Genomic DNA, 23,370 nt, shown 5'->3' on the forward strand with positions numbered 1-23,370 from the left:
TTAATAATACATACACTTTTCCATGTTGGATGAACCCGTCTAAAAAAGAGTTATATTCTTTGGGTTCATCAAAGTCAGGATATCTTCACTCTGGCATCGATGACAGATATGCACTGCTGTAATTCATGCCTTTTCAATTCAATATTATGTTTAAGGGATGCAAGACGCTCTTGTGATGCTCCAAGTTCCTTTTCAAGAGCAGTAAGTTTCTCATGCAAATCTGCACTTACCCTGGTCAGGTGTGCTTCTTCATGGGCTGCGTTCAATTTGGATATCTCATCTTTTTTCCTTCCGATATCCAGGACAAGCAGCTGATATTCATTTTTGTATTTCCCAAGAGATGGTATTACAAGACTTGTTTCTTCCAGGATTTTATTGTTTTTTTCAGGCGTCAGGTTCAGGACACCACTTCCAACGATTTTTTGAAATTCAATAAAGAAATCAGGAACTACCTTTACCGGGTCGGATATGCAAAAATTCAAACCTTCTTTGTCCTGTGGTTTTAGGGTGTACCGCCCGCTGTCGCTCAACTGCTTGAGCCTGCCCAGGGCTTTGTTCAGAGGGGAAATAATACCCCTGATTTCGGATTCTACTTTTTTTGCATTGTTTTCAAGCAACATAAGCTCGCTCCTTAAATTTGTATACTGTCTCCAGGAGTCGTTTTCCTTAAGGAGGGAAAGAGCTTTTTGTTTCTCTTCAATCTCATTTTTCAAAAGACTAATTTTTTCCTGGTTTTCTTTTATTACTTTTTCCCTGAGCTCGATATCCGAGGTCATATTTTTTATATTATGTATCAAGCCTCTGGCATTTTCAAAAGCATCCAGCACATTTTTTTGATCGTTTATGGGTTCGATCAATTGATTAAGAAGTCTTCCAAGCGCATTCACATCTGCTATGACGTTTTTTGATTCTTCGATAAACAGCAATTTGGTATACTGATAACTCTTCATCATGTTCTCAAGACATACGGTCAGGGTTTGCATTGCGTTTTCATGAAAAACCACTATGCTTTTGATGTCAGAAGCCTGCGGGATGGTTATATTCTCCAGAAGCATTCTTACCTGCCGTGCCATGTTATCCCGGTTGCTTGTGGCAATCTTCACCATTTTGAGATGGAATCTTCCCTCAGGCTGTGCCTCTTCAAGTAAAGCAGTGCTCTCTTTTATCTCCTCGAGGGCACCCTGGATCTCGAAGTAGCGAGAAGAGGCATTTTTGCTGATTTCAGAGGATATTTTTTTTGACTTTACAGCAAGCCATTCTGGAAGCTCCTCAAATTTTATCTGGGATGGAGATTCTTCTTTTTGTCCAAAGAGCCTGTCAATCCATTTCAAGTTGAACCCTTCATGTTAAAGTTTTCGTAACGAGTGTTCTGGTTTTCTAAAATCTAAGAGATATATTTACGCATGGGTATATCAATGTTGATGGAAACTACAATAACGACAAAAATATGCAAAAAAGTTTAAGCTGCTTCTATCTTTTTATCAGTCTCTCTCTTATCAGATAAATGCTGATGGCCAGAATTGCCAGGCTGAAAAGCGCATTGAATATGGGCTGGTACCTGTATGAAAACCAGGTTGATATGAGCGTGTTGATTGCGTAATAAAGACCGAATACGGATATTAACGCAAATAACATGGCTATAAGGAAAATTCCCAGGTAAAAATAATCCTCCAATTTCTCACGACTGACCATTTTACAACCTCCTTCTCAATACAAATACAATTAAGAGCGCTGATACAGCAGCGAATGTCTCAAATCCAGGCGTTTTGGGCGCTCCTGCGTACGCAGCAGGTATTGCAGTTGCCATTGGATATACCATGCCCGGTTGTATGCCCTGCACTCCTGCTTCGCGCACGAACTTTGAAACCTCGATGTTCACATTTTTCTCCGTGCTTTCCTTGGGAACTGTCTTCGTAGGCGCAAGAAGCACAGGCTTCTCCCAGCTGTTTATCATGGTATCCCCTCTCCAGAGCTCCACCACCACCATGTAATTGTACCCGTCCGGCACAACCAGTTGCACGCTTTTAACCGCTGTAGCCTCGCTTGCAATAACACCGGTATCAGTACCTGTTTTATCCGCAAGCAGGTTGGAAGCCGCCTCCCGTGCCTTGACGATCATTTTGAGGTTTTCCGAAGCATCCTGACCTTTATTTTCAAGGTAGATGTCGGATTTGATGGAAACCCTGCCTGCCGATACATTGCTGACAGTAAAATCGATATTGCTCAGAACCACTCCGCTGCGCTTTGATTCCGGCGTAAGCGCATTCAAGCCGCGGATGCTCACCGAGCCGCTGTCGCTTATACTTCCGTTATCAAAAAGCAGGATATTCAGGTCATAGCCGCCGTTTCTTTCCACCGTTAAATTCGTTGAAACAGCAAGCGTTTTTTCCAGGTCCGAATCAGTGTCGGGTATCGGCGCAGAAACCTGAGTCTCCAGCAGTCTTGTATCGCTGCTTATAGCTCTTATGAGCATGGTTGCGTTCTCTGTTTTACCCCCGGCATGGTTTACATACGCAGTAATATTCACTTCTATCGTGGAACTGGTCACTTCAACAGGTTTGACATCCACTTCCCGGATTGAAAGGGACGATGGCGGCTTGTAATCAGGCTCAGGCTGAAGAACATCGCCTTTTAGAAAAACAATGCCAAAGGACAGAATCAACACAGAAGCCAATATAATAGTGAGCAGATACCCTGGTTTCATAATCCCATCCTGTAAATGATTATAGTCACTTATAAACTTTACCAAATGTTTTCAATCAACTTCTCTTGAACATCTTGTCAAGTTCCTGCCTGTTAAAAGAAACCATGGTTGGTCTGCCGTGAGGACAGGTATACGGGTTCTCCGTCAGGAAAAGCTGTGCTATGAGCCCTTCCATCTGCGATTGGGAACATTGCGCCCCTGCCTTGACCGCGCTTCTGCATGCGATACTTTTAGTAACACGCTCAAAGAGCCCTGTCTCATCCTTTATCCTCTCCTCAGAAAGGATGTCTGTTATTATGTCGTGCACCAGCTCTGGGTCTTCAAGCCTTCCGAGCACATCGGGTACTGCCGTGACCGCAAAAGCATCTGGTCCGAATTCTGATATCCTGAAGCCAAACTCTTCAAGATAGGGGACGCATTCCTTAATCAAGACCTTCTCCCTGGAATCAAGTTCAAGGTTAATGGGAACTATTAGCTCCTGGGAATCGCTGCGCCTCGATTCACGCACCTGTTCGTAGAATATGCGCTCATGGGCCGCATGCTGGTCTATTATCATCAGTCCATCGCTGGTTTCGGCAATAATATATAAGCTGCCCACCTGCCCGAGAACCTTAACCTGCGGCAATTCCATTTTTTTATTTTTCTCATCGGCAAATCGTTCTGTTTGCCTGAGTCTTCTCTCTGTATCTTTAATAGAAACTTTGAATCCTGTGCCCGTTTCCCTCACAAGAGGTATTTCCTGGGCGTTTTCGTAAAGCTGCGATTGTTTTTTTGTATTACCAACATCAGGAATAAGATTCTTTTGCGACAGGGCAATTTTAACAGCATGGGCAACCGAATCGCATATTTCCCTCTCATGGCTCAGGCGAACCTGGTTTTTTGTGGGATGTACATTGACGTCCACTTCCTTAGTGTCCACGTATATCTTTAAAATCGCTATGGGAAAACGCCCTCTGGGAATGAGTGAGCCATACCCGTCCCTCAAAGCAAAGCTTATAGCCCTGGAACCGATGCTCCTGTCATTGATGTAAAAATTCTGGAAGTACAGGCTGCCCCTCGTCAGGGAAGGTTTTGATACGAATCCTGTTACCTTTGCAAGGCTTGATTCGAAATAAACAGGAAGCATCGCCCTTGCCACTTCGTTGCCGTAGATGTGGATTATTGTGTCCTGAAGTTCCGAGGCGGGTGAGCGCAATATCTCCGCCCCGTTATGAAGTAAAGTGAAAGATATATTGTTATGTCCGAGTGCATTTCTTGTCACAACATCAATTATGTGCGCAAGTTCGGTGCTGTCAGATTTGAGATATTTTTTTCTTGCCGGGGTATTGTAAAAAAGCTCTTCGACTGTGACTGCAGTTCCGTCTGCAGCTCCTGCTTCGCCTGTGCCCATCAATTTTCCGCCATGAACCGTTACCTTTGTTCCTGATAACTCTTCTCTTGTTTTCGTGATTATTTCTACCTTGGCTACGGCAGAAATGGAGGATAACGCCTCGCCTCGAAACCCCATTGTTCTCACAGTTTCGAGATCGTCAATTTTGCCAATCTTGCTTGTGGCATGCTTCATGAATGAAAGCGCAGCATCCTCCTTACCCATCCCGCACCCGTTATCGGTTACTCTTATCAGCTTCTTTCCGCTCTTGATAACTTCAACCCTAATGTCGGAAGCATTGGCATCAATGGAGTTCTCGATAAGTTCCTTGACGACAGAGGAGGGGCGTTCTATCACTTCGCCGGCCGCAATCTTGTTTATTGTCGCATCATCGAGTACGTGGATTTTTCCCATATTATCGTTATAATGCTCTTCCTGATTATTCATTCTTTCGCGTACTGTAATCCAGAAAGGTCTTCACTGTTAAAGCTTGTGTCTCGCAAGATTGAGTAAAACCATGCTCAGGATTATGCTTATCGAAAGGGCATAAAAAGCCGTATCCGTACTCAGACCCCCAAGTCCTTTTTCCCAGATGTATTTTATTCCGCCGATGGAAGCTGTAATTATAAACGCTGAAATTGCCGATGCGATTGCACCGCCCACAAGCGACCAGGGATACATTGCACCCCGTTTTTCAAAGAACACCGAAGCCAGAACAAAGCCGACGGCGAATATAAACAGGATAAGATACGGCGGGATTGGGGAGACCCCTTCTGCTATTATATACGTTATCCCATACGCTACCGAAATCATGATAAAAGCCATTCCGGCTACTATCGCAAGTATTTTCACGAAGTCGTTGGATCCTAGTTTGATTTCCATCCCTGAACCAAAATATGATTAAAAGTATTTAAACAATTGGATGGCTTTCACATATGTGAGTCCCGAAATCTTTGACTTTATATATCATCCATTCGGCATAGGAAAACGAAATAAAGTTGTAAAATTAACAAAACTTTCATGACTCTACAAATTCCTGATTGAAGGATAACTGTTATTTATGTGAGGCATAAATTATCAAGAACGATTATGAATGACTCAATGAAAGAGCACTGGAATGAAATTTATGCGGCATTAGATGTAGATGAGCTGACATGGTACGAAGAAATCCCTGAGCCTTCTATAAAATTACTATCTAAATGTCATATTAATAAAGACGAATCTATATTAGATGTGGGGGCAGGTGCATCAACATTTGTTGATTATCTCATTAACCAGGGATTCAGTAATATCATTGCTACCGACATAAGTGAAATAGCTTTGAACAAGCTAAAAGAAAGATTGGGTAAAGAAAAAGCCTCCCTGGTAAGATGGATGGTAGATGATATTACCCAGCCAATTCATATCCAGGATCTAAGAGATATTGCTGTGTGGCATGACAGGGCAGTATTACATTTTTTATTAAAAGATGACCAGCAATACATGTATTTATCTACGCTAAAGAAAGTGATTAAAAAAGGTGGTTATGTTATTATCGCTGCCTTTTCGTTAGAGGGCGCAAAAAAATGCAGCGGTTTGGATGTTAAAAATTATGACCAGAACATACTGGCAAAATTCTTAGGAGCGGATTTTAGCCTGCTTGAATATTTTGATTATACACATTATATGCCTTCGGGCGAGCCAAGACCATATATATATGCCTTATTTCAAAAAAATTAAGTCAGATTTATCGTATTTGTAGAGGAAAGCTTACCACGAAACCTTTCCACAAGATTAATTAACCCAGTAAAATATATAAGTGTTGCACTACACAGGTGCATAATGGTCGCAGAGCTGGAGATACTTGAGATTTTAGAGGGTTACGATAAGGATAATCTAGCTATCGCCACGGTATGTTCGCACAGCAGCCTTCAGATTTTCGACGGGGCAAGAAAAGAGGGCTTCAAGACAATCGGGATATGCCTGGGTGCGCCGCCAAAATTCTATGATGCTTTCCCGAAGGCAAAACCTGATGAATTCTTCGTTGTGAAAGATTACAGGGAAATCCTCTCAAAATCAAGCGAACTTGCAAAGAAAAACGCCATACTGATACCTCACGGCTCTTTTGTGGAGTACCTCGGAGCCACAAATTTCCAGAAGCTTCGCCTTCCCACATTCGGCAACCGCCGCGTGCTTGAATGGGAATCAGACAGGGAGATGAGCCGGGAATGGCTTGAGTCCGCGGGCATAAAAATGCCGCGCCAGATAAAGAACCCCGAGGATATCGATTCGCCCATGATGGTAAAGTATTACGGTGCAAAAGGCGGGATGGGTTTCTTTGTTGTGAAGAATTATTCAGACTTCCAGAAAAGGATTAATACCAAAGAAAAATACACCATACAGGAATTCGTTCTTGGAACACGCTATTACATGCATTATTTTTATTCACCTATCAAGCAGGAAGGCTACAAATTGAGTAAGGGGGCTCTTGAACTCCTGGGCATTGACAGGCGCGTGGAATCGAATGCGGATGAGATTTTCAGGATTGGCTCACCGACGGAGTTAGCCGGGGCAGGTATTTATCCCACGTTTGTGGTAACTGGCAACCAGCCTCTCATAGTAAGGGAATCACTGCTCCCCAGGATATTCGAGATGGGGGAGCAGGTAGTTGAGAAATCACTTGAGTTGTTTGGAGGCATGATAGGACCATTCTGTCTTGAAGCAGTAGTAACCGACTCACTTGAGTTGAAAGTGTTTGAGATTTCAGCGCGCATCGTGGCTGGAACCAATCTGTTCATTTCAGGTTCACCGTATTCGGATCTGGTGGATGAAAAACTCTCAACAGGAAGGCGTATCGCCAGGGAAATCAAGAATGCGCGGGATTCGAATCGGCTTTCAGAGGTAATATCATGACGAAAAAGAAAGAATATGATGTGATTATAGTGGGGGCAGGACCTGCGGGCATGTTCGCGGCAGATGAACTTGCAGGCAGAATGGACGTGCTTATTATTGATAAGGGAAGGGATATTGATAAGCGCGAGTGCAAGATGAACCTGCACAGCATCTGCATGCACTGCGACCCCTGCGATATCATGTGCGGAGTAGGCGGAGCCGGGACTTTTTCTGACGGCACCCTTAACCTTCGCCCTGATATCGGTGGAGACCTTGCTGAGCAGACAGGAGACCCTGAGTATGCATGGCAGCTTGTTGACCATGTGGATAAGGTATTCGTGAGATACGGGGCGCCGGAGCAGCTTTATGTACCCAAAGGAGATGAGGTGGAGCAGTTGAAACGCCGTGCTGCTGCTGTGGGAGCGAGGTTTATTGAAATAATCCAGAGGCATATCGGTTCGGATAATGCACCTTTGGTTATCGAGAACTTTGAGAAGGATCTGAAGGAGAGAGGCATTGAATTCCTGCTTGAAACCAAGGTGGCAGACCTTATTATCGAGAACGATACCTGTGCCGGTGTAATGTTGCAGGACGGAACGGAGATGCGCTCCCGTTTTACGATTATCGCACCTGGAAGGATTGGCGCCGCGTGGATTGACGAGGTTGTGAAGAAACACAAGATAGCGGCAAAATACGCGCCTATCGATGTTGGCGTGAGGGTTGAAGTGCCTGCAATCATTATGGACCCGATTACAAAGATAAACCGCGACCCGAAATTCCATATCCAGACGAAGACATACGATGATTTTGTGAGAACCTTTTGCACAAACGAGCATGGTTTCGTGGTCAAGGAGGAGTACGAGGATTTCATTGCCACGAATGGTCATTCCATGAGGAACATGGAGTCTGAGAACACGAATTTTGCTTTTATTGTGAGGGTGGAGCTTACCGAGCCGCTGGAGAACACCATAAAGTATGGAAGAAGCATTGCCAAACTTGCAACAACGATAGGCGGAGGAAGACCTGTATTGCAGAGGATGGGCGACCTTCGCAGGGGACGGCGCAGCACTGAAAAAAGGCTCAAGAAGAATGTTGTGGTTAATACGTTAAAGGACGTGACGCCCGGGGATATTTCCATGGCGCTGCCCCATAGAATCGTCACTGACATAAAGGAAGGGCTTGAGGTATTGAATGAGATAATCCCGGGCGTGGCTGCGGACTCAACGCTTTTATATGCGCCAGAGGTGAAGTTCTATTCCATGCAGGTTCTGGTGGATAAGAACATGGAGACCTCGATTAAGAACCTTTTCGCGGCAGGGGACGGCGCGGGTCTTTCGAGGGATATCGTGAATGCGGCGGCGACCGGGGTGATTGCGGGAAGGGGGATATTGAAGAAAAGTGGATAAAATCTATTCTTTAATCACTTCTTCTGGCATTAAATAAGGAATTACATCGCTGGTGGCTTTAAAATGATCATCGTATGCAACAATGTCCTCACAGTTATAAACAAGCGCTGAAATTGCATGAGGTATGTCTGATGCGTCATTCAGTTTTGAGAATGTTTCTGAATGAAGTATCCTGTCCTCTCTTTTCAGCAGCGGCGCAAGGATTATCTTTGTCTCCAGTATCTTACTCAATGCCTCTTTTCCGAATATAGAACCGGTTTCAAGGTCAGGTGCATTCTGTAAAGCGATTATGAACAACTCATGCAGCGCATAAAAGGAAGTTATGGCTTTTATTTTGCCGGCATTTATAAGTTTAAAAAGTGCCGAAACGTGCCTATATCGCTCTTTTTCGACATCCTCGGCAAGTGTGTAGACTAACAGCACGGAAGTGTCCAGATAGTGCATGCTTGCTTTCTTCCCGCTGTATTGCTTCGATCATGAGTTTGGAGATAAACAATGCAACAGGAGCCACTCCCTGCGCAAGCATGAGCTCATAACTCTCTTTTTTACCTTTATGGAGGATTTCATCAAAATTTTTGCCTTCCAGATATCGGCTAAATTCTTTCAATGGCACACAAATCACCTGTTAATTTTAACAATGCATCGAATATATAAAAAGATGATGGAGAAGTTTTACCTTCTCCTTAATGCTAATACCGTGATAATCCCAATGCCTAATATAACAGAAATGTTATATAACAAAATTGTTAGATGATAAGTATGAACTTCAAAATGCTGCTAGAAAAAGAAAAGGATGAAACCCTCGAAAACATTAAAGAAGCAATCGAACTTCCTATATCTATGCTGGCTAGCGACGGCGCGGGGCTTTCGAGGGATATCGTGAAGGCGGCGGCGACGGGAGTGATTGCGGGAAGGGGGTATTGAAGAAGGTGGGGTGACTATTTGATTAAATATAAAACTATAAAAAATTGTGGCAGATTGGTAGTCGTCCAATATCCTAAAGAAAATGATGATGGAACTAAAGTTTCAAGAGTTTTTTTGGACAAACTTATTTGTGGCATTATTACACACTCTGCTGATTACTTTGATAAGTACTTGAAGGATACAAAAGATCATGATCATATTTTTGGTTACAGAGAGAGACAATTGCACTCGGTTGTTTGCCAGTCTATTGCAGATTTAACTCCCAGTTTTGTTATGGAACACCCTGTTTATAGAAAACCTCATGGAAAAGGTAAATATTCTGGTCATGTTGATTATTGGATAAATTATAAACATTATTTCTTCATAATGGAATTAAAACATTGTTATTTTGCTTATAAAAGGGCAAACAGTAGCGCAATCTCTAAAAAATTCAATGTAGCTTTGAAACAACTAAACAGTGTAAGGAAAGACGAGTGTCAGGATTTATCAATTAATAAAGGTCTAATTAAAATAGCATTACAAGCTGTTGTATTTTATTATGGCTACCGAGATGATAAAGTAGAAGATGACATAAAAGAGAGGGATTTTCAAAAAGATTTTAAACAACTGTTTACAAATAGTCCAGATTTAAATAATAAGGAAAAGGTGAATTTTAGGTCTCTTTGGTTACTTAATGAAAGGCTTATTAAGCCCATTTCGTATGATAATAGGTTTGAAATATATCCAGCAGTAGCTTTTATCGGGAACGTTGATACCCGCCTTACTAAGCAGTGATAAGAGTGATTAAATGGTAACGAAAAAACTTTCAGAAAAAATAGTATCTGAATTAAAGGATATATTTCAATCTGACCTTCACAGTGTAATCCTGTTCGGCTCATATGCAAAAGGGAAAGCTCAGACATATTCCGACATTGATATCCTTATAATCCTTAACAGGAAATTCGCAAACTGGACGGAACGCCGAGACCTTGAAATAGAGCTCAGGAAAAAGCTTTACCGAACAGTAGGTCAGGTTTCTCCAAAGGTTGGTTCTGTCGAAGAACTAAAGGCTGCATTAGAAGCTTATAATCCTCTAATACTGAATATATTAGATTCCGGCATCACATTATCCGATGATGGTACCTTTAACAAATTAAAAGAACAATTTAAACAAAAAATTTCAACTAAAGTTCAAAAGCATGCAGATTACTGGGAAGTGGTGGCTTGACGCAGAACACGGACATCGCAAAAGCTTATCTTATTGAAGCAAACAATGACTATGATGTAGTATCTTTACTTATTGAAAATAAAAAATTCAGCGCCGCAACATATCATGCTCAACAGTCTATTGAAAAATTACTGAAAGCATGTCTTGCGGCAGAAGGTAAAATCGGCATCTATAAACATGAAATTTTTTCTTTTTTTCTTAATGAGTTCAAAGACAAAATTGACAACACGACTATGGCTAAACTTGAAGATGCAGTCATACCCCTTGAAGAAAATTGGGCTATCTCAAGATATCCCGACTGGAGCGTTAAACCGATATGGATTCCATCCCAGCAATTCACCCTTGATAATGCTATTATGAGTGAAACAAGGATGCGAACAGTTTTCGAGATATTAATTCCATTTTTGAAGAAAAATTATAAAATTCAGGTATAACCGATGGACTCATCCCACATCGCCCGCTGCGCCCAGCTCGCAATGCTCCTCGAAGTCTCAGCTACGCCCAAGCCAGGCAACATCGACAGAGACCATAACTACACAGACACGCGCTTCGAGCACTTCCTTGCAAGCGCTGTGGGAGTATATCCGGTGCTGGAAAAGGCTGCACGCTCAGGCTCAGGCACCGGCTCGCTCATCCGCGAAGCAGTCCTCGAGAGCAGCAAATGGCAGAAGGGAGGCAACACTCATTTCGGCGCATTCTTGCTTCTCATTCCGCTTGTGATGGCAGCAGGCAGGTGTGAAAATACAAAATGCCTGAAAGCGCAGGTTCAGAAAGTTGTAAGAGAAACCACGCAAGAGGATGCAATTGAACTGTACAGGGCATTTTCCGAAGCAAAAGTCAAGGTTAAACCCGTTGACGACCTCGACCTCGGTGATGCTAATTCTCTTGGCAAAATAAAGCAGCAGAGACTGACTCTTTTTAACCTGATGGAGATTTCAAGCAGCTATGACATGATCGCTCTGGAATGGGTGAACGGTTTCCAGAAAACCTTTGAGTGTGCCGCATCGATCAGGGATAAAATTAAAAAATACAGTATTAATGATGCTGTGGTGCTTACTTTCATGGAACTCTTATCCAGCAATAAAGATACATTCATCCAGACAAAATTTGACAGCAAGAAAGCTGAAGAGGTTTCTTTGAGGGCAAAAGAAATTATGCAAAAAGGGGATATTGACAAGATAAGGGGTAAAATACATTCCTTTGATGAAGAATTATTAAGGGAAGGCATCAATCCCGGTTCAACCGCTGATATAATTATCGCAGGATTGTTCGTCTCGCTGTTCGAGGGGATGAGATTTTGATCGATGTAGAGGATTTCGGGATATACGAAGGGATATCGGAAGTGATATTCACGACCCTCTCGCCTGAGGGAGTGCCCAATGCAGCGCCTATGGGTCTGCACAGGAAAGGCGAAAAGCTCTTTGCAAGGATTTATGACTCAAAGACGCTGGACAATATATTAAGCAAGCCAGAGCTGGCAGCAAATATCGTGGACGACCCTGTTTTATTCGTTCGGTCCTCTCTTTCGGATATCGAACCTGAAATATTCGAATCCGTGGAAGGTTTTCCGGTTTTGAAGAACGCGCAGGGATGGATTCTTTTTGATTGCAGATGCAGGAAAGGCAAAAAGATTTCAGTTGTAGAGTTATCGCCTCTCAAAGGAAAAATAAATCAGCGAAAAATCCAGCCCGTGAATCGAGGATTCAACGCAGTGATTGAGGCTTCAATTCATGCTACACGGTATGCAGCGCTAAAAAAACAGAAATATCTCGATTGCATCGGATATTACAATACCATAGTCCAAAAATGCGGCGGGGAGCGGGAGAAGGAAGCCATGAAGTTGCTCTATGAACTGATCGGATAAAAATCAATGAACTCTTAAATGTTCCTTAGCCGCAGGCGTAGTCTCCCTTCCCTGAGGCGTTCGTTTGATAAATCCTATCTGTATAAGGTATGGCTCGTAAACCTCTTCGATAGTCCTGACCTCTTCACCCACGGATATCGCGATTGTCTTAACGCCAACAGGTCCGCCGCCAAAATCCTCTGCTATTACAGCAATAATTTTCCTGTCAAGCTCATCCAGTCCGAGCCTGTCAATGCCCAGCATGGTCAGCGCATCATCCGCTGCGTTCTGCGTGATTTCTCCCTCTGCCCTCACAAGGGCAAAATCCCATGCCCTCCTTAGAAGCCGGTTCGCAATGCGCGGCGTGCCCCGGCTGCGCTTCGCTATTTCAAGCGAACCGTCCTGCGTTATCGGAATTTGCAGGATGGAAGCGCTGCGCCCAACTACGGAAACAAGCTCCTGCACCGAGTAGAGGTTGAGCCGCGACGTGAAGCCGAACCTGTCCCTGAACGGCGAGCCAAGAAGCCCAACCCTTGTGGTTGCGCCTATGAGGGTAAAACGTTCAAGCGTGAGTTTTATTGAGCGCGCGCTTGGTCCCTCGCCTATCATCACATCTATCTGGTAATCCTCCATCGCCGGGTACAGAATTTCCTCGATAACGGAATTCATGCGGTGGATTTCATCAATAAAGAGTACATCCCCCTTCTTAAGCGCAGTAAGTATGGCAGCCAGATCGCCAGGCTTCTCAAGCACTGGACCCGAGGTGCTTTTTATATCAGAGCCCATCTCATGTGCGATAATATGCGCCAGCGTGGTTTTCCCAAGACCCGGTGGTCCAGAAAAAAGGATGTGGTCAAGCGGTTCGCCCCTTTTCTTGGAAGCCTCTATGAATACCTTGAGGGATTCCTTGAGCGCATCCTGCCCTATGAATTCGGAAAGCCTGGTGGGGCGGATGGTGATATCTTCCTTTTCATCATTCAGGGAAGTTGGCGTGATGATTCTTTCTTCCATGGCGATTATTTACTCTTTGCGTTCTTTTATTTTCAAAAGCGCAGCTTTAATCAATGCTTCCACAGTGGGTTCTTTAATGCCTGCGGATACGGCGTTTACGGCTTCCTGAGCCCTCCGCATTTCAAATCCAAGGGAAACAAGAGCGCTCACAGCATCGTAATTGACATTGCTTGCAGGGGCTTTATAATCCCCCATTTTCTTTTTCATTTTGTCCTTGAGTTCGAGGATTAACCGCTTGGCATTTTTCTGACCGATTCCAGAAATGCGGGTCAATACTTTTTCATCCTCATGTATTATTGCGGCAGCAAGCTCCTCTATCCTAATCTGAGAAAGGATGTTCAATGCAATCTGGGGTCCGACTCTTGTCACGCTTATCAGGAGTTTAAATATCTCAAGCTCGCCTGCACTGGTAAATCCATATAAATTGAGGGCATCCTCCCTGACATGGAGGTAGGTGTACATCTTTACCTTTTCTCTCTGATTAAGCTCCAGCAATGCCGGTTTCGTGACACTGACCTGATACCCTATACCATTGACATCGATAACAACAAAACCTTCGCCGCGATGCGCAATCTCTCCATATATGTGTGCAATCATGTTATTATCTCATTATATTTATATGGCATAAAGCAATCGAAAGACCGTCTGCAGCATCGTCAGGTTTTGGTATTTCCTTTAAATTTAAAAGCCTCTTAATCATTTCCTGCATCTGTTTTTTATCCGCCCTTCCCGAACCTGTGATTGCCTGTTTTACCTGAAGCGGAGTATATTCAAATACAGGTATGTGCTTTTGCTGCGCCGCAAGAACGATAACCCCCCTCGCCTCGCTGACCGACATCGCATTTGTGACATTCTTATTGAAAAAGAGTTTTTCCACTGCGACAGCTTCTGGAGAATACTTTTCAAAAAGTGCGATAACCTCGGTGTATATTTCCAGGAGCCGCTGCGGGGTTTGTTTTTCAGCAGAGGTTCTTATACAACCATAGCTTACGGGAGTAATGGCGCTTTTCTCAGTTCTTATGACGCCAAAGCCCACGGTTGCAAGTCCCGGGTCAATTCCGACGACAATCATGGTGTTTAAAAAGTGCTTCACGTTTATGTCCTTTTGGTCAGGAATACTTTCTTTTGCATTACATATTTCACCGGAACCTGTTAAGTAAGTATTTTATACCATCGATACATGAAAAGCGCAAAAGGACAGGAATAATTTATGAGTATCCAGAAAGGAGATTTTATAAGAGTTTCATACACCGGAAAAACAGCAGACGATAGCCGCGTTTTTGATACAACGGATGAAGAAGTGGCAAAAGCCAATAAAATCTATAACGAAAAAGGAAAATACGGGGGAGATGTTATCATCGTGGGCGCGGGTCACACCATCGCCGGGCTGGATGAGGATTTCACAGGCAAGGATGTGGGTTATAAAGGTGAAGTTACAGTCCCGCCTGAAAAAGCTTTCGGGCACAGGAACCCTGAACTTATCGAGAGCGTACCCATAACCAAATTCAAGGAAAGACCTCGGGTTGAGACGATGGTGGAGGTTGATGGTCGCCAGGGCATGGTGATCAGGGTGATTGGCAGGATGGCGCAGGTTGACTTTAACAGGTTCCTGGCTGGACAGACTGTCACATACGACTACGAGATAAAAGAAAAAATAGAGGATATAGAGGGTAAGGTAAAGGGTCTTTTAGGTCTGTATATCGGGAAGGATTTTTCAATTCAGGTAAATGACGGCACTGCGACGGTTGAAATTGAACCGGCACTGACCTATAACCAGCGATGGCTCATGTCAAAAAGACAGATTGCACGCGAGATTATAGATAACACCGATATTAAGGAAATAGTGTATCTTGAGAGATACAACAAAGATGTGCTGGAGCCGAAAACAGCCAGTGAAATTAAATCATAATAACAGGTCTGAGCACTTCCCACAGAATCAGGACAACTATCGCCACCTCAAGGATGAGGGTCAATTGCTGTGTGGAAAGTTCCCTTGCTGTGGTGTATAGCTCTTGCAACGAATTAATCTTGTGCTCCACCACTTTCTCGAATTCCCCCACCCTGAGCGTGTTCAGCATCTTCTGATAGGCGGACTGGTAGTACCAGTCTGAGGTTATTTTATGGGGATTCATCAGGTCCTCGATATCATCAAGGATTACAAGCCCGATTTCGCTTACTTTTAGCAACGATTTTTCAAGTTTCCTGGGCGCCTGAGTGAGGAAATAATACCTTGAACTGCGCAGTTTGGTTATGGAGTCAAAGGCATTTGTGATTTCAACATCAATCTTCATGTCGTATATCTGGAATAAAAGCAAAAGCGATATCGCCAGTTCAAGCAATTCACGCAGTTCCTTGAAGTAATCCTCGCATCCGAGAATGAGTACTCCCTCTGTTGAGGCAAGAAACAGGTCCTCATCATAATAAGAGAGGTCGTTGGCGAGCTTTTCCGTAATCTCTTTACTGTGCAGCGCGCGTATGGAGGTCTCGCCTGACAGGAAACGCGTGATAACCTCGCCGTACTGCTCCTTCAGGCTTTTCTGGTCAAGTTTTGGAGTGAAATCTTTAATTTTCAGGAGCGTGTATCTCTTTGTGACCGGAGAATAAAAAATCGTCATGCCAGGATTGAGTTTTTCGCGAGTCTCGTTGATCCTCTTGTTGACGAACGACTGAAAATCAAGTCCTTCAACAATAATTGTGTTTGAATGAAGCGCCACCAGTATATCATTGAACAATATCCTGTCCCTGATTTCGATCTCTGTCCGCAGGAGCGATACGCCTGCGACAAAAACATCGGTATATATATTTGTGTTGCACGTTATTTTTTCATTACCCGCAACGATAACAGCCACACCTTCAGAATGTGCCACTTCTATGGGTTTATTCCATCTTTCCGCAACCGCCTCTGAACCTATGAATTTTTTTAACTGGCTATTGTCCACTTTCCCGCCATGCCCAAAAGCCACGAGTATGGTGAGTTTGCCGTTGAAAATAGTTAAATCGCCGGTGGAGTCCATATAAATGGATATAGGGTTGAAAAGTATATAAAGATTTTATAGCGGTTTTATTAAAGACTTTCCTGTCATCTCTTGCGGTTTTTCAAGCCCCAGAACATCGAGCAGGGTAGGGGCTATATCAGCAAGTATCCCATCCTTGAGCTTGATGCCCTTCTCACAGAAAATGAAAGGAACCGGGTAAGAGGTATGGGCAGTATGTGGAACGCTATCGTCCAGCATCTGCTCAGCATTGCCGTGGTCAGCGGTTATTATCAACAACCCCTCCCGGGCTTTTACAGCATCAAATACCCTGCCGATGCAGTCATCGATTGCCTCCACGGCAGCCACGGCAGCATCAAATATTCCTGTATGCCCAACCATATCAAGATTGGCATAATTCAGGATTATCGCATCGTATTTGCCTGAAGACAGCGCTTTCACCACCTCATCCGTCACGAGAGGAGCGCTCATTTCAGGCTGCAGGTCGTAAGTAGGTACTTTCGGGGAGGGGATCAGGAGCCTTTCCTCGCCTTCTACTGGCGTTTCCCGCCCCCCGTTAAAAAAGAATGTAACATGAGCATATTTTTCCGTCTCTGCGATTCGAAGCTGTTTCAAATGATGTTTGGACAGGACATCTGCGAGAATATTCTTCAGGGATTCCGGTTGGAAGGCGACAGGCATATTGAATGTCTCATCATACTGTGTAAGGCACACGAAATGTGTATGCGGATTAAAATCTCGCTTAAAATCCCTGAATTGCGGGTCTATGAAGGCGCGGGTTATCTCGCGGGCGCGGTCTGAGCGAAAATTAAAGAATATTATGGAGTCATTATCCGAGATTTGAGCGACTGGCCTGCCTTTTTTGGTAATCACCACAGGTGCGACAAACTCATCCGTCTCGCCGCGCACATATGCATTTTCCACGGCATAAGTCGCAGTCTCTGCTGTAATACCCTGCCCTGCTGTCATGGCATTGTAAACCTTTTCCACCCTCTCCCATCTTCTGTCCCTGTCCATGGCATAATATCTTCCTGAAATTGTGGCAAATTCCCCGCCCAGTTCTTTCATTTTTTTTTCCGCATCTTTAATATAATTCAAAGCGCTCTTCGGAGGCACATCCCTGCCGTCAAGAAATGCATGGATGTATACCTTTTTAATACCCTGCTTTTTTGCCAGTTCAAGCAGCGCATATAAATGCGAAATGTGACTGTGAACTCCCCCGTCTGAAAGCAAACCCATGAGATGCAGCGATGAACCATTGTTTCTGGCGTTTTTTACAGCATCCAGAAGCGTTTTGTTGCTGAAAAAATCCCCTTCGCGGATCGATTTTGTTATCCGCGTCAGATCCTGGTAAACAATCCTTCCGGCGCCTATATTAAGGTGCCCGACCTCTGAGTTGCCCATCTGCCCCTGGGGTAGTCCCACTGACATGCCAGAGGCAATAAGCCTGGAATTAGGATAGCCTGAAAAAAGTTTATCGAGGTTAGGTGTTTTTGCGGATGTTATGGCGTTTCCCTCTGCGTTCTCACGCAGACCATAGCCGTCCAGTATCATTAATAATAAAGGTCTTTTTTTAATCATTCATCTTGAATACTTTTCTCGGAGGTATGTAATTATCGGTTTACGGATATTACCACTTGCCAGAGCGCAGTATCGAAATAAGAAGCCCAAACCCCAGAAAACCAGCAAGAAGGAACCCGATAATCCCGAGCAGAGGAACGCCAAAGATGCTGGGCGACATCCTTGTCTGGATAATAAGGGAAGAACCCACAATCAGGGCAGCGATTATCATGGAAAAAGAGAGTCGATTGCTCATTATGTCCAGTGTCTCGATAAAGTTTTCAAGACCCTGGTGTTCCAGTTCAAATCTCAGTGTCCCTCTTTCTGCTTTTGTGATGATATGGTTAACTCTTTTTGGGAAAGCTTTAATCAGACGGGCAAAATCCCATACGGTTTTTGCTGCCTCTCCCATTATGTACGAAGCTTTGGTGCGCTCCTCCATCATCTTTTTAACATAGGGCTCGGTAAGCTCTGCGAAATTATGCTCGGCGTCAAGTTTGCGGCTTATTTCATCCCTCATGATAAGCGTTTTCGAAAGCAGCATTATATTTGTTGGGATTTTCCCCCTGCTTTTTACAAAAACATCGATCAGGTCGCGCAAAAACGCCGTCGGATCGATAAATTTAGTAGATAAACTGTAATATTTGTTTAAAAGTTCTTCAAGTTTTATCTTGAGCGCGGGGCTCTCACTTCCAGCATCGCTGATCAATCCAATTTCTGCGAGGGCTTCTATAAGAAAATCTATATCATTATTTCGTATAGCTATCATGATATTGGCAAGGTTTTCGTGAAGCACAGGGTCGATGTGTCCTGCCATCCCAAAATCAAGGAATACAATAACACCTTCACGTGATACCAGAATATTTCCCGGGTGAGGGTCTGCATGATAAAAACTGTCATCGAATACCATTTTCAAATATGCATTTGCAAGATCAATTGCGATTTTTTTCTTATCCAGCCCTGCCGCCTCGATTTGTGATATATCAGATACCTTGATACCATCTGAATATTCCTGCGTAAGAACATGTTTTGTTGCGTATTTCCAGTAAACCTTTGGTATTCTTACAGTTGAGCTTCCTGCAAAATTGACATAAAACCTGTCCGCATTCTGTGCTTCATCTGTATAATTGATTTCATGCTTGATTACTCGGGAAAACTCGTCCACAAAACCAACAGGATTAAAAAATTTACTTTCCTTTATGTGTTTTTCAGCAAATCTTGCCAGGCTCATCATGATTGCAAGGTCGGTTTCGATTATTTCTTCCACGCCGGGTCGCATCACCTTGACAGCCACCTCTTCGCCTTCCAGGAGCTTTGCACGATAGACCTGGCCGATTGAGGCTGTTGCAATCTGTTTAGGATTGAAGGACAGGAATATCTCTTCTATGCTTTTCCCGAATTCCCTTTCAATCACTTTTTTTGCTTCAGCATATTCAAAAGGTGGAGCACGGTCCTGAAGCTTGGAGAGCTCCTGTATGTATTCCTCAGGAATCAGGTCATGGCGGGTGCTGAGTATCTGTCCGAACTTGATGAACGTGGGTCCGAGTTCTTCCAGAGCAATGCGCAGCCTTTCAGCCTCGGATAGTATGAGCAATCGTTCCTTGAGGGGTCTTGGCCCGAACAGTTTCTCACGGAATGATTTGACAGGACGAAGACCGAACCTATCCACAAGGTATCCGAAGCCATGCTTTAACATTACGTCAACGATTTCCCGGTATCGTTTGACGTAAGCATATTCTTTATCAAACAGCCGCATTTATTTTTTTGCCATGGATTGGATTGTTTTTTCAAGCTTTTCGATTTTCCGCTCAAGAGTCTCGATATCGCCTTTCATTACAACTCCGCTCTTTTTGATATTCTCTCTTACCCTCTCATTTATTTTCTCTTCAATATCCTTGAGCTGTTTTTCTTTCTGGGACAAAACTTCCTTTACGAATTTTCTTCCTTCATCCTTACTTATCTCCCCTTTTTTTTCCATTTCCTGGCTGAATTCCTCGATTTTTTCCTGCGTCAGGGAAATTACCCCGATACTGAATAAACTCATTTTTTTAAACATATCTAACATATCTGACATTCGTATTCCTCCTTTAATCGACCACGCTGATTGACGTGATGCAAACAGGCGCAAGATTTAATATATCGCCCAGTATGAAATTAGTTTATTGACTCATAATCTTTTTGATAAGGAGAAAATGAAATTGATTTTTAGCGGTTTAATTATCCCTATATCGACAATAGACTGGTATGGCAGGTCAGTGTCGGTTGTTTTCTTCAACGGCTGTAATTTCAAATGCCTTTATTGCTCAAATAACGAATTCATCCGTATGTCGAACCCGCTTGTGCCTTTCTTCAGGGAAAAAAAAGGAAGGATGAAAAAAGGAAAAAATAAGATAGTCTCGAGCCCGTTAGAGCCTCTCTTCAAGAAAGGGAATGTTGTCGATATGGAAGATATCGAAAAACAGATACTTGACGCAAAGAGCTTCATAAGCGCGGTAGTTTTCTCAGGCGGTGAACCTACAACGCCTTCGCATTTCGAAGGATTGGAACGCCTCGCTAGATTCGCAAAAGATCATGGGCTGCTTGTAGGAATTGAGACCAATGGATATTATCCTGAACGACTTTCCAGTTTGATTGAGAAAAAACTTCTGGATAAAATTTTCCTTGATATCAAAGCTCCGCTCGATGATGCACAAAGTTACAGCACGATAACTGGTGGGATTGAAGATGCAGCCGAACGCGCTCATCAGTCATTTAATCTTAAGAATGTTTCTATCGAAGTCAGGACTACAGTTTTCCGGTCTTTTGCTGATGTTTCAGGAGTGGCTAAATTTCTTAAAGGACACGATTGTACTTACGTCATCCAGCAGGGCATTCCTGAATATGCTCTGGATAAAAAAATAAGACAAGAGAAGCCTTTTACAAGAGAAGAGCTGGTAGCTCTGGCTAAAAGTGTGTCATTTTTGAAGGATGTCAGGGTAAGGACAAGGGAAAAAGGAGAGGAAAAAATTATATAGAAATTCGCTTCCTGTGGCCCTGGCAACGCCGCCAATCTTTTCAGCAAGGTATTTTGCGTCACAGACTATTCAGAAACTGATGAATTTCCCAAAGCGCGCCGCCTTTTCCGGATACGGAGAAATAATCACTGCCTCAGTACTGTGGGGCTTTGCCGGAATACTTGCAAAGATGATACATGGAATGCCAGCGCAGAGCATTATTTTTTACAGGGTCACCTTTGCATCCATTATATTCTTTGTTACTTTGTTGATTTCCGGAAACCTTGGTATGATAAAGCTCAAAGACAGGAAATTTTACCTGGTGCTCTTCGCAATTCTGCAGGCAGGTACAATGCTGGCATATTTTATATCATTATTGAACGCCTCCATTGCTGTTGCGGTTTTATTGCTTTACACAGCGCCCGTATATATTACTCTATTTTCTCCCTGGCTTTTGAAAGAAAGACCGACTAAAAAAGGGATAATAGCTCTTTTTTTAGCACTTGCAGGCATTTATCTCATCGTAGACCCGGGAAAACTTGAATTTTCAAGTTATTCAATCGGGATAATAGCAGGGATAGTGTCGGGTATCGCATACGCTTTCCAGATAATGACCTCAAAATACCTGAGCTTGCAATATTCAGGATACGCACAGGCATTCTGGGGTTTCATAATAGCAGCGCTGATTCTTTTGCCCATAAGCCCGGTACCTCTGAATGTGGTTATCAGCAATATGAATTATCTCATACTTCTTGCGATATTCCCGACCATACTTGCTGTGTCCCTTTATTTTAACGGCTTGAAAAAAGTAAGGGCATCGAGCGCCAGCATTCTGGGATTAATAGAACCTGTAAGCGCAGTTATTTTAGCATCTCTTATTCTGAACGAAAAAATCCAGGGTCTTGAAATAATAGGCGGTGCACTTATATTGGCAGGAGCTGCATTAGTTACCAGGGATAAATGAACGATATAATTCATGGATGCTACCTTGAAGCAGGGAAAATTGCCTCAAAAGTCCGAAAAGAAGCGCAATTCAGGGTAAAAGAAGATATCCCTTTACTTGAAGTAGCAGAATATGTTGAGAACAGGATAGAAGCCCTGGGCGCAAAGCCCGCATTTCCCTGCAACATTTCCATCAATGAGATCGCCTCCCATTACACGCCTGAGGACTATGTGCCTCGTTTTAAGAAAGGAGACGTTGTCAAAATTGACATCGGGGCCCACATAGACGGCTATATTGCAGATACTGCCGTAACTCTCGAGATAGGGACGAAGAACCATGCCAGGCTGATTCTGGCTTGCGATGAAGCACTTGAAAAAGCAATTGCATCCATCAAAGACAGGGCACAGACAGGTGCCGTAGGGAAGATTATCGAAGAAACTATTAAGAAACACGGTTTCAATCCTGTGAAGGATCTCACAGGACACAGCCTTGAGAGGTATAAACTGCATGCAGGCGTAACTATTCCAAATTATAAGAGCTTTTTCAGCAATAAGATAAAGAAGGATATGGTTTTTGCAATCGAACCTTTTGCAACCTATGGTAAAGGTAATATCAAACATGGAAAACCGCATATTTTTGCCCTGAGCGGCAGGGTTGAGGGGAAAGAAAGAGGGGAAATCAGGAAGAGATTTGGAACGCTACCTTTCACCTTGCGGTGGATTCCTGAAATAAACGGCAAGGATCGCAGAGGGCTGAGGGAATACTTCGAATTGATCGAGGCAGGCGGTGAGATTGTCGCACAGTCTGAACATACCGTGATAGCCAACGAAGAGGGTTGCGAGGTAATAACAAGGTGAGGAAAAGTAATATGCTATAAGACATATTATTGATATGTGAAAATGAAAGAAAAAGACACTATCGTTTACGAGGCTCACGGCAACCTGTATCTCAACATTACAAACAGGTGCACTGCCGAATGCGTTTTTTGCCTCAAGCGGTATTCTGATGGGGTTTATGGCTATAATCTGCGGCTTTCAAAGGAACCCAAACTATCAGAAATTTTAAAAAAACTTTCAGAGTACGATCTCTCAAACTACAGGGAAGTTGTCTTTACGGGCTTTGGGGAACCACTAATACGCCTGGATGATGTCCTTGAAATCACAAAATGGCTTGCAACCCGTGGAATTCCTGTGAGGCTGGATACCATAGGGCATGCCAAACTCCTGTATCCTGATAGGAATGTAGCCCGGGAGCTTGCAGAATCGGGCATGAAGGTCGTATCCATTAGCCTGAATGCCCAGGATGCAGAAACATATAATCAATTGTGCGACCCGAAATACATAAAGGCATATGAAAAAATGCTTGAGTTTGCTCGTGATGTTTCAAAATCCGCAATGGAACTTCGATTCACGGTGGTAAACCTGCCAGTGGTGGATATTAAAAAATGTGAGATGATTGCGAAAGAATATTGTGCTGATCTTAAGGTCAGAGGATACGGTGGTCCAGTATAAACTTTTTTACCATAAGCTATAATTATAAGATATTC

At 43.5% G+C, this 23,370-nt stretch carries 27 protein-coding genes; 14 read left to right on the plus strand and 13 right to left on the minus strand.

Annotated elements, in window-relative coordinates; genetic code table 11:
- Positions 1-74: 74 nt before the first annotated feature.
- The 5 genes from O8C68_07550 to O8C68_07570 all read right to left on the minus strand — a co-directional run bounded on the left by O8C68_07550 (position 75) and on the right by O8C68_07570 (position 4,955).
- Complete coding sequence (locus O8C68_07550; protein ID MCZ7395654.1) at positions 75-1,331, minus strand: hypothetical protein; 1,257 nt, start codon at positions 1,329-1,331, stop codon at positions 75-77.
- Positions 1,332-1,470: 139 nt separating this feature from the next.
- Positions 1,471-1,692, minus strand: coding sequence for a hypothetical protein (locus tag O8C68_07555; GenBank protein ID MCZ7395655.1), 222 nt, complete (start codon positions 1,690-1,692; stop codon positions 1,471-1,473).
- A gap of 1 nt (position 1,693) precedes the next feature.
- Positions 1,694-2,704 (minus strand): hypothetical protein, encoded by a 1,011-nt coding sequence (locus O8C68_07560; GenBank protein ID MCZ7395656.1) that lies wholly within the window; start codon positions 2,702-2,704, stop codon positions 1,694-1,696.
- A 55-nt stretch (positions 2,705-2,759) separates the two neighbouring features.
- Positions 2,760-4,487 carry a DNA mismatch repair endonuclease MutL gene (gene mutL, locus O8C68_07565; protein MCZ7395657.1) on the minus strand — a complete coding sequence of 576 codons (1,728 nt, stop codon included), beginning with the start codon at positions 4,485-4,487 and terminating at the stop codon, positions 2,760-2,762.
- A gap of 69 nt (positions 4,488-4,556) precedes the next feature.
- Positions 4,557-4,955, minus strand: a complete 399-nt coding sequence (locus O8C68_07570; GenBank protein ID MCZ7395658.1) for a heat-shock protein — start codon at positions 4,953-4,955, stop codon at positions 4,557-4,559.
- Between the two features lie 207 nt (positions 4,956-5,162).
- On the opposite strand from O8C68_07570, the gene O8C68_07575 reads away from it, so the two are divergent.
- The 3 genes from O8C68_07575 (at position 5,163) to O8C68_07585 (ending at position 8,350) form a co-directional block, all read left to right on the plus strand.
- A complete protein-coding gene (locus tag O8C68_07575; protein ID MCZ7395659.1) occupies positions 5,163-5,792 on the plus strand; it encodes a class I SAM-dependent methyltransferase in 630 nt (209 codons plus the stop codon).
- A 102-nt stretch (positions 5,793-5,894) separates the two neighbouring features.
- A complete protein-coding gene (locus tag O8C68_07580) occupies positions 5,895-6,965 on the plus strand; it encodes a formate--phosphoribosylaminoimidazolecarboxamide ligase (GenBank protein MCZ7395660.1) in 1,071 nt (356 codons plus the stop codon).
- Complete coding sequence (locus tag O8C68_07585) at positions 6,962-8,350, plus strand: NAD(P)/FAD-dependent oxidoreductase (protein ID MCZ7395661.1); 1,389 nt, start codon at positions 6,962-6,964, stop codon at positions 8,348-8,350. The genes O8C68_07580 and O8C68_07585 overlap by 4 nt, the downstream gene beginning before the upstream one ends.
- A 3-nt stretch (positions 8,351-8,353) precedes the next feature.
- Here the strand turns inward: O8C68_07585 and O8C68_07590 are convergent, their stop codons facing one another.
- A complete protein-coding gene (locus O8C68_07590; GenBank protein MCZ7395662.1) occupies positions 8,354-8,794 on the minus strand; it encodes a hypothetical protein in 441 nt (146 codons plus the stop codon).
- A gap of 315 nt (positions 8,795-9,109) precedes the next feature.
- Here O8C68_07590 and O8C68_07595 point away from each other — a divergent pair, with 315 nt between their 5' ends.
- Genes O8C68_07595 through O8C68_07620 form a run of 6 tightly spaced genes read left to right on the plus strand, consistent with a single transcriptional unit; the run spans position 9,110 to position 12,345 of the window.
- A complete protein-coding gene (locus O8C68_07595; protein MCZ7395663.1) occupies positions 9,110-9,274 on the plus strand; it encodes a hypothetical protein in 165 nt (54 codons plus the stop codon).
- An 18-nt stretch (positions 9,275-9,292) separates the two neighbouring features.
- The gene (locus O8C68_07600) at positions 9,293-10,048 is read left to right on the plus strand and encodes a hypothetical protein (protein MCZ7395664.1); all 756 of its coding nucleotides are present in this window, start codon (positions 9,293-9,295) and stop codon (positions 10,046-10,048) included.
- Positions 10,049-10,061: 13 nt separating this feature from the next.
- Positions 10,062-10,481, plus strand: a complete 420-nt coding sequence (locus tag O8C68_07605; GenBank protein ID MCZ7395665.1) for a nucleotidyltransferase domain-containing protein — start codon at positions 10,062-10,064, stop codon at positions 10,479-10,481.
- Positions 10,478-10,915: a HEPN domain-containing protein gene (locus O8C68_07610; protein ID MCZ7395666.1), complete on the plus strand. Its 438-nt coding sequence runs from the start codon at positions 10,478-10,480 to the stop codon at positions 10,913-10,915. Before O8C68_07605 ends, O8C68_07610 begins: the two co-directional genes overlap by 4 nt.
- A gap of 3 nt (positions 10,916-10,918) precedes the next feature.
- Entirely contained in the window at positions 10,919-11,782 is an 864-nt protein-coding gene (locus O8C68_07615) for a triphosphoribosyl-dephospho-CoA synthase (GenBank protein MCZ7395667.1), read from the plus strand.
- A complete protein-coding gene (locus O8C68_07620; protein MCZ7395668.1) occupies positions 11,779-12,345 on the plus strand; it encodes a DUF447 family protein in 567 nt (188 codons plus the stop codon). The genes O8C68_07615 and O8C68_07620 overlap by 4 nt, the downstream gene beginning before the upstream one ends.
- 3 nt (positions 12,346-12,348) lie before the next feature.
- Here the strand turns inward: O8C68_07620 and ruvB are convergent, their stop codons facing one another.
- Genes ruvB through ruvC form a run of 3 tightly spaced genes read right to left on the minus strand, consistent with a single transcriptional unit; the run spans position 12,349 to position 14,407 of the window.
- Entirely contained in the window at positions 12,349-13,335 is a 987-nt protein-coding gene (gene ruvB / locus O8C68_07625; GenBank protein ID MCZ7395669.1) for a Holliday junction branch migration DNA helicase RuvB, read from the minus strand.
- Between the two features lie 9 nt (positions 13,336-13,344).
- Positions 13,345-13,932: a Holliday junction branch migration protein RuvA gene (gene ruvA / locus O8C68_07630; GenBank protein MCZ7395670.1), complete on the minus strand. Its 588-nt coding sequence runs from the start codon at positions 13,930-13,932 to the stop codon at positions 13,345-13,347.
- A gap of 4 nt (positions 13,933-13,936) precedes the next feature.
- Entirely contained in the window at positions 13,937-14,407 is a 471-nt protein-coding gene (ruvC, locus tag O8C68_07635; GenBank protein MCZ7395671.1) for a crossover junction endodeoxyribonuclease RuvC, read from the minus strand.
- Between the two features lie 138 nt (positions 14,408-14,545).
- Here ruvC and O8C68_07640 point away from each other — a divergent pair, with 138 nt between their 5' ends.
- Positions 14,546-15,244 (plus strand): peptidylprolyl isomerase, encoded by a 699-nt coding sequence (locus O8C68_07640; GenBank protein MCZ7395672.1) that lies wholly within the window; start codon positions 14,546-14,548, stop codon positions 15,242-15,244.
- On the opposite strand, the gene O8C68_07645 is transcribed toward O8C68_07640, so the two are convergent.
- Genes O8C68_07645 through O8C68_07660 form a run of 4 tightly spaced genes read right to left on the minus strand, consistent with a single transcriptional unit; the run spans position 15,234 to position 19,962 of the window.
- Complete coding sequence (locus O8C68_07645; protein ID MCZ7395673.1) at positions 15,234-16,349, minus strand: hypothetical protein; 1,116 nt, start codon at positions 16,347-16,349, stop codon at positions 15,234-15,236. The genes O8C68_07640 and O8C68_07645 overlap by 11 nt on opposite strands.
- 36 nt (positions 16,350-16,385) lie before the next feature.
- On the minus strand, positions 16,386-17,909 hold the full coding sequence (gene gpmI, locus O8C68_07650) for a 2,3-bisphosphoglycerate-independent phosphoglycerate mutase (protein ID MCZ7395674.1): 1,524 nt from the start codon (positions 17,907-17,909) through the stop codon (positions 16,386-16,388).
- A 49-nt stretch (positions 17,910-17,958) separates the two neighbouring features.
- Positions 17,959-19,644 carry an AarF/ABC1/UbiB kinase family protein gene (locus O8C68_07655; GenBank protein ID MCZ7395675.1) on the minus strand — a complete coding sequence of 562 codons (1,686 nt, stop codon included), beginning with the start codon at positions 19,642-19,644 and terminating at the stop codon, positions 17,959-17,961.
- Positions 19,645-19,962 carry a phasin family protein gene (locus O8C68_07660; protein MCZ7395676.1) on the minus strand — a complete coding sequence of 106 codons (318 nt, stop codon included), beginning with the start codon at positions 19,960-19,962 and terminating at the stop codon, positions 19,645-19,647.
- A 118-nt stretch (positions 19,963-20,080) separates the two neighbouring features.
- Here O8C68_07660 and O8C68_07665 point away from each other — a divergent pair, with 118 nt between their 5' ends.
- The 4 genes from O8C68_07665 (at position 20,081) to O8C68_07680 (ending at position 23,335) form a co-directional block, all read left to right on the plus strand.
- Positions 20,081-20,902, plus strand: a complete 822-nt coding sequence (locus tag O8C68_07665; protein MCZ7395677.1) for a radical SAM protein — start codon at positions 20,081-20,083, stop codon at positions 20,900-20,902.
- A gap of 79 nt (positions 20,903-20,981) precedes the next feature.
- Positions 20,982-21,845, plus strand: coding sequence for a DMT family transporter (locus O8C68_07670; protein ID MCZ7395678.1), 864 nt, complete (start codon positions 20,982-20,984; stop codon positions 21,843-21,845).
- Positions 21,842-22,681 carry a type II methionyl aminopeptidase gene (gene map, locus O8C68_07675; GenBank protein ID MCZ7395679.1) on the plus strand — a complete coding sequence of 280 codons (840 nt, stop codon included), beginning with the start codon at positions 21,842-21,844 and terminating at the stop codon, positions 22,679-22,681. The genes O8C68_07670 and map overlap by 4 nt, the downstream gene beginning before the upstream one ends.
- A gap of 42 nt (positions 22,682-22,723) precedes the next feature.
- The gene (locus O8C68_07680) at positions 22,724-23,335 is read left to right on the plus strand and encodes a TatD family nuclease-associated radical SAM protein (protein ID MCZ7395680.1); all 612 of its coding nucleotides are present in this window, start codon (positions 22,724-22,726) and stop codon (positions 23,333-23,335) included.
- Positions 23,336-23,370: the final 35 nt, after the last annotated feature.

This window comes from Candidatus Methanoperedens sp., assembly GCA_027460525.1.
Lineage (GTDB): Archaea > Halobacteriota > Methanosarcinia > Methanosarcinales > Methanoperedenaceae > Methanoperedens.

Bases quoted from the DNA above. Each gene is read 5' to 3' on its own strand.
- O8C68_07645 (MCZ7395673.1), bottom strand. From the start codon at position 16,349: ATGGACTCCACCGGCGATTTAACTATTTTCAACGGCAAACTCACCATA.
- O8C68_07665 (MCZ7395677.1), top strand. From the start codon at position 20,081: ATGAAATTGATTTTTAGCGGTTTAATTATCCCTATATCGACAATAGAC.
- mutL (MCZ7395657.1), bottom strand. From the start codon at position 4,487: ATGGGAAAAATCCACGTACTCGATGATGCGACAATAAACAAGATTGCG.
- ruvB (MCZ7395669.1), bottom strand. From the start codon at position 13,335: ATGGAAGAAAGAATCATCACGCCAACTTCCCTGAATGATGAAAAGGAA.
- O8C68_07640 (MCZ7395672.1), top strand. From the start codon at position 14,546: ATGAGTATCCAGAAAGGAGATTTTATAAGAGTTTCATACACCGGAAAA.
- O8C68_07660 (MCZ7395676.1), bottom strand. From the start codon at position 19,962: ATGTCAGATATGTTAGATATGTTTAAAAAAATGAGTTTATTCAGTATC.
- O8C68_07575 (MCZ7395659.1), top strand. From the start codon at position 5,163: ATGAATGACTCAATGAAAGAGCACTGGAATGAAATTTATGCGGCATTA.
- O8C68_07595 (MCZ7395663.1), top strand. From the start codon at position 9,110: ATGAACTTCAAAATGCTGCTAGAAAAAGAAAAGGATGAAACCCTCGAA.
- O8C68_07680 (MCZ7395680.1), top strand. From the start codon at position 22,724: ATGAAAGAAAAAGACACTATCGTTTACGAGGCTCACGGCAACCTGTAT.
- O8C68_07570 (MCZ7395658.1), bottom strand. From the start codon at position 4,955: ATGGAAATCAAACTAGGATCCAACGACTTCGTGAAAATACTTGCGATA.
- ruvA (MCZ7395670.1), bottom strand. From the start codon at position 13,932: ATGATTGCACACATATATGGAGAGATTGCGCATCGCGGCGAAGGTTTT.
- O8C68_07555 (MCZ7395655.1), bottom strand. From the start codon at position 1,692: ATGGTCAGTCGTGAGAAATTGGAGGATTATTTTTACCTGGGAATTTTC.
- O8C68_07655 (MCZ7395675.1), bottom strand. From the start codon at position 19,644: ATGCGGCTGTTTGATAAAGAATATGCTTACGTCAAACGATACCGGGAA.
- O8C68_07615 (MCZ7395667.1), top strand. From the start codon at position 10,919: ATGGACTCATCCCACATCGCCCGCTGCGCCCAGCTCGCAATGCTCCTC.
- ruvC (MCZ7395671.1), bottom strand. From the start codon at position 14,407: ATGATTGTCGTCGGAATTGACCCGGGACTTGCAACCGTGGGCTTTGGC.
- O8C68_07560 (MCZ7395656.1), bottom strand. From the start codon at position 2,704: ATGAAACCAGGGTATCTGCTCACTATTATATTGGCTTCTGTGTTGATT.
- O8C68_07605 (MCZ7395665.1), top strand. From the start codon at position 10,062: ATGGTAACGAAAAAACTTTCAGAAAAAATAGTATCTGAATTAAAGGAT.
- O8C68_07590 (MCZ7395662.1), bottom strand. From the start codon at position 8,794: ATGCACTATCTGGACACTTCCGTGCTGTTAGTCTACACACTTGCCGAG.
- gpmI (MCZ7395674.1), bottom strand. From the start codon at position 17,909: ATGATTAAAAAAAGACCTTTATTATTAATGATACTGGACGGCTATGGT.
- map (MCZ7395679.1), top strand. From the start codon at position 21,842: ATGAACGATATAATTCATGGATGCTACCTTGAAGCAGGGAAAATTGCC.
- O8C68_07670 (MCZ7395678.1), top strand. From the start codon at position 20,982: ATGAATTTCCCAAAGCGCGCCGCCTTTTCCGGATACGGAGAAATAATC.
- O8C68_07580 (MCZ7395660.1), top strand. From the start codon at position 5,895: ATGGTCGCAGAGCTGGAGATACTTGAGATTTTAGAGGGTTACGATAAG.
- O8C68_07585 (MCZ7395661.1), top strand. From the start codon at position 6,962: ATGACGAAAAAGAAAGAATATGATGTGATTATAGTGGGGGCAGGACCT.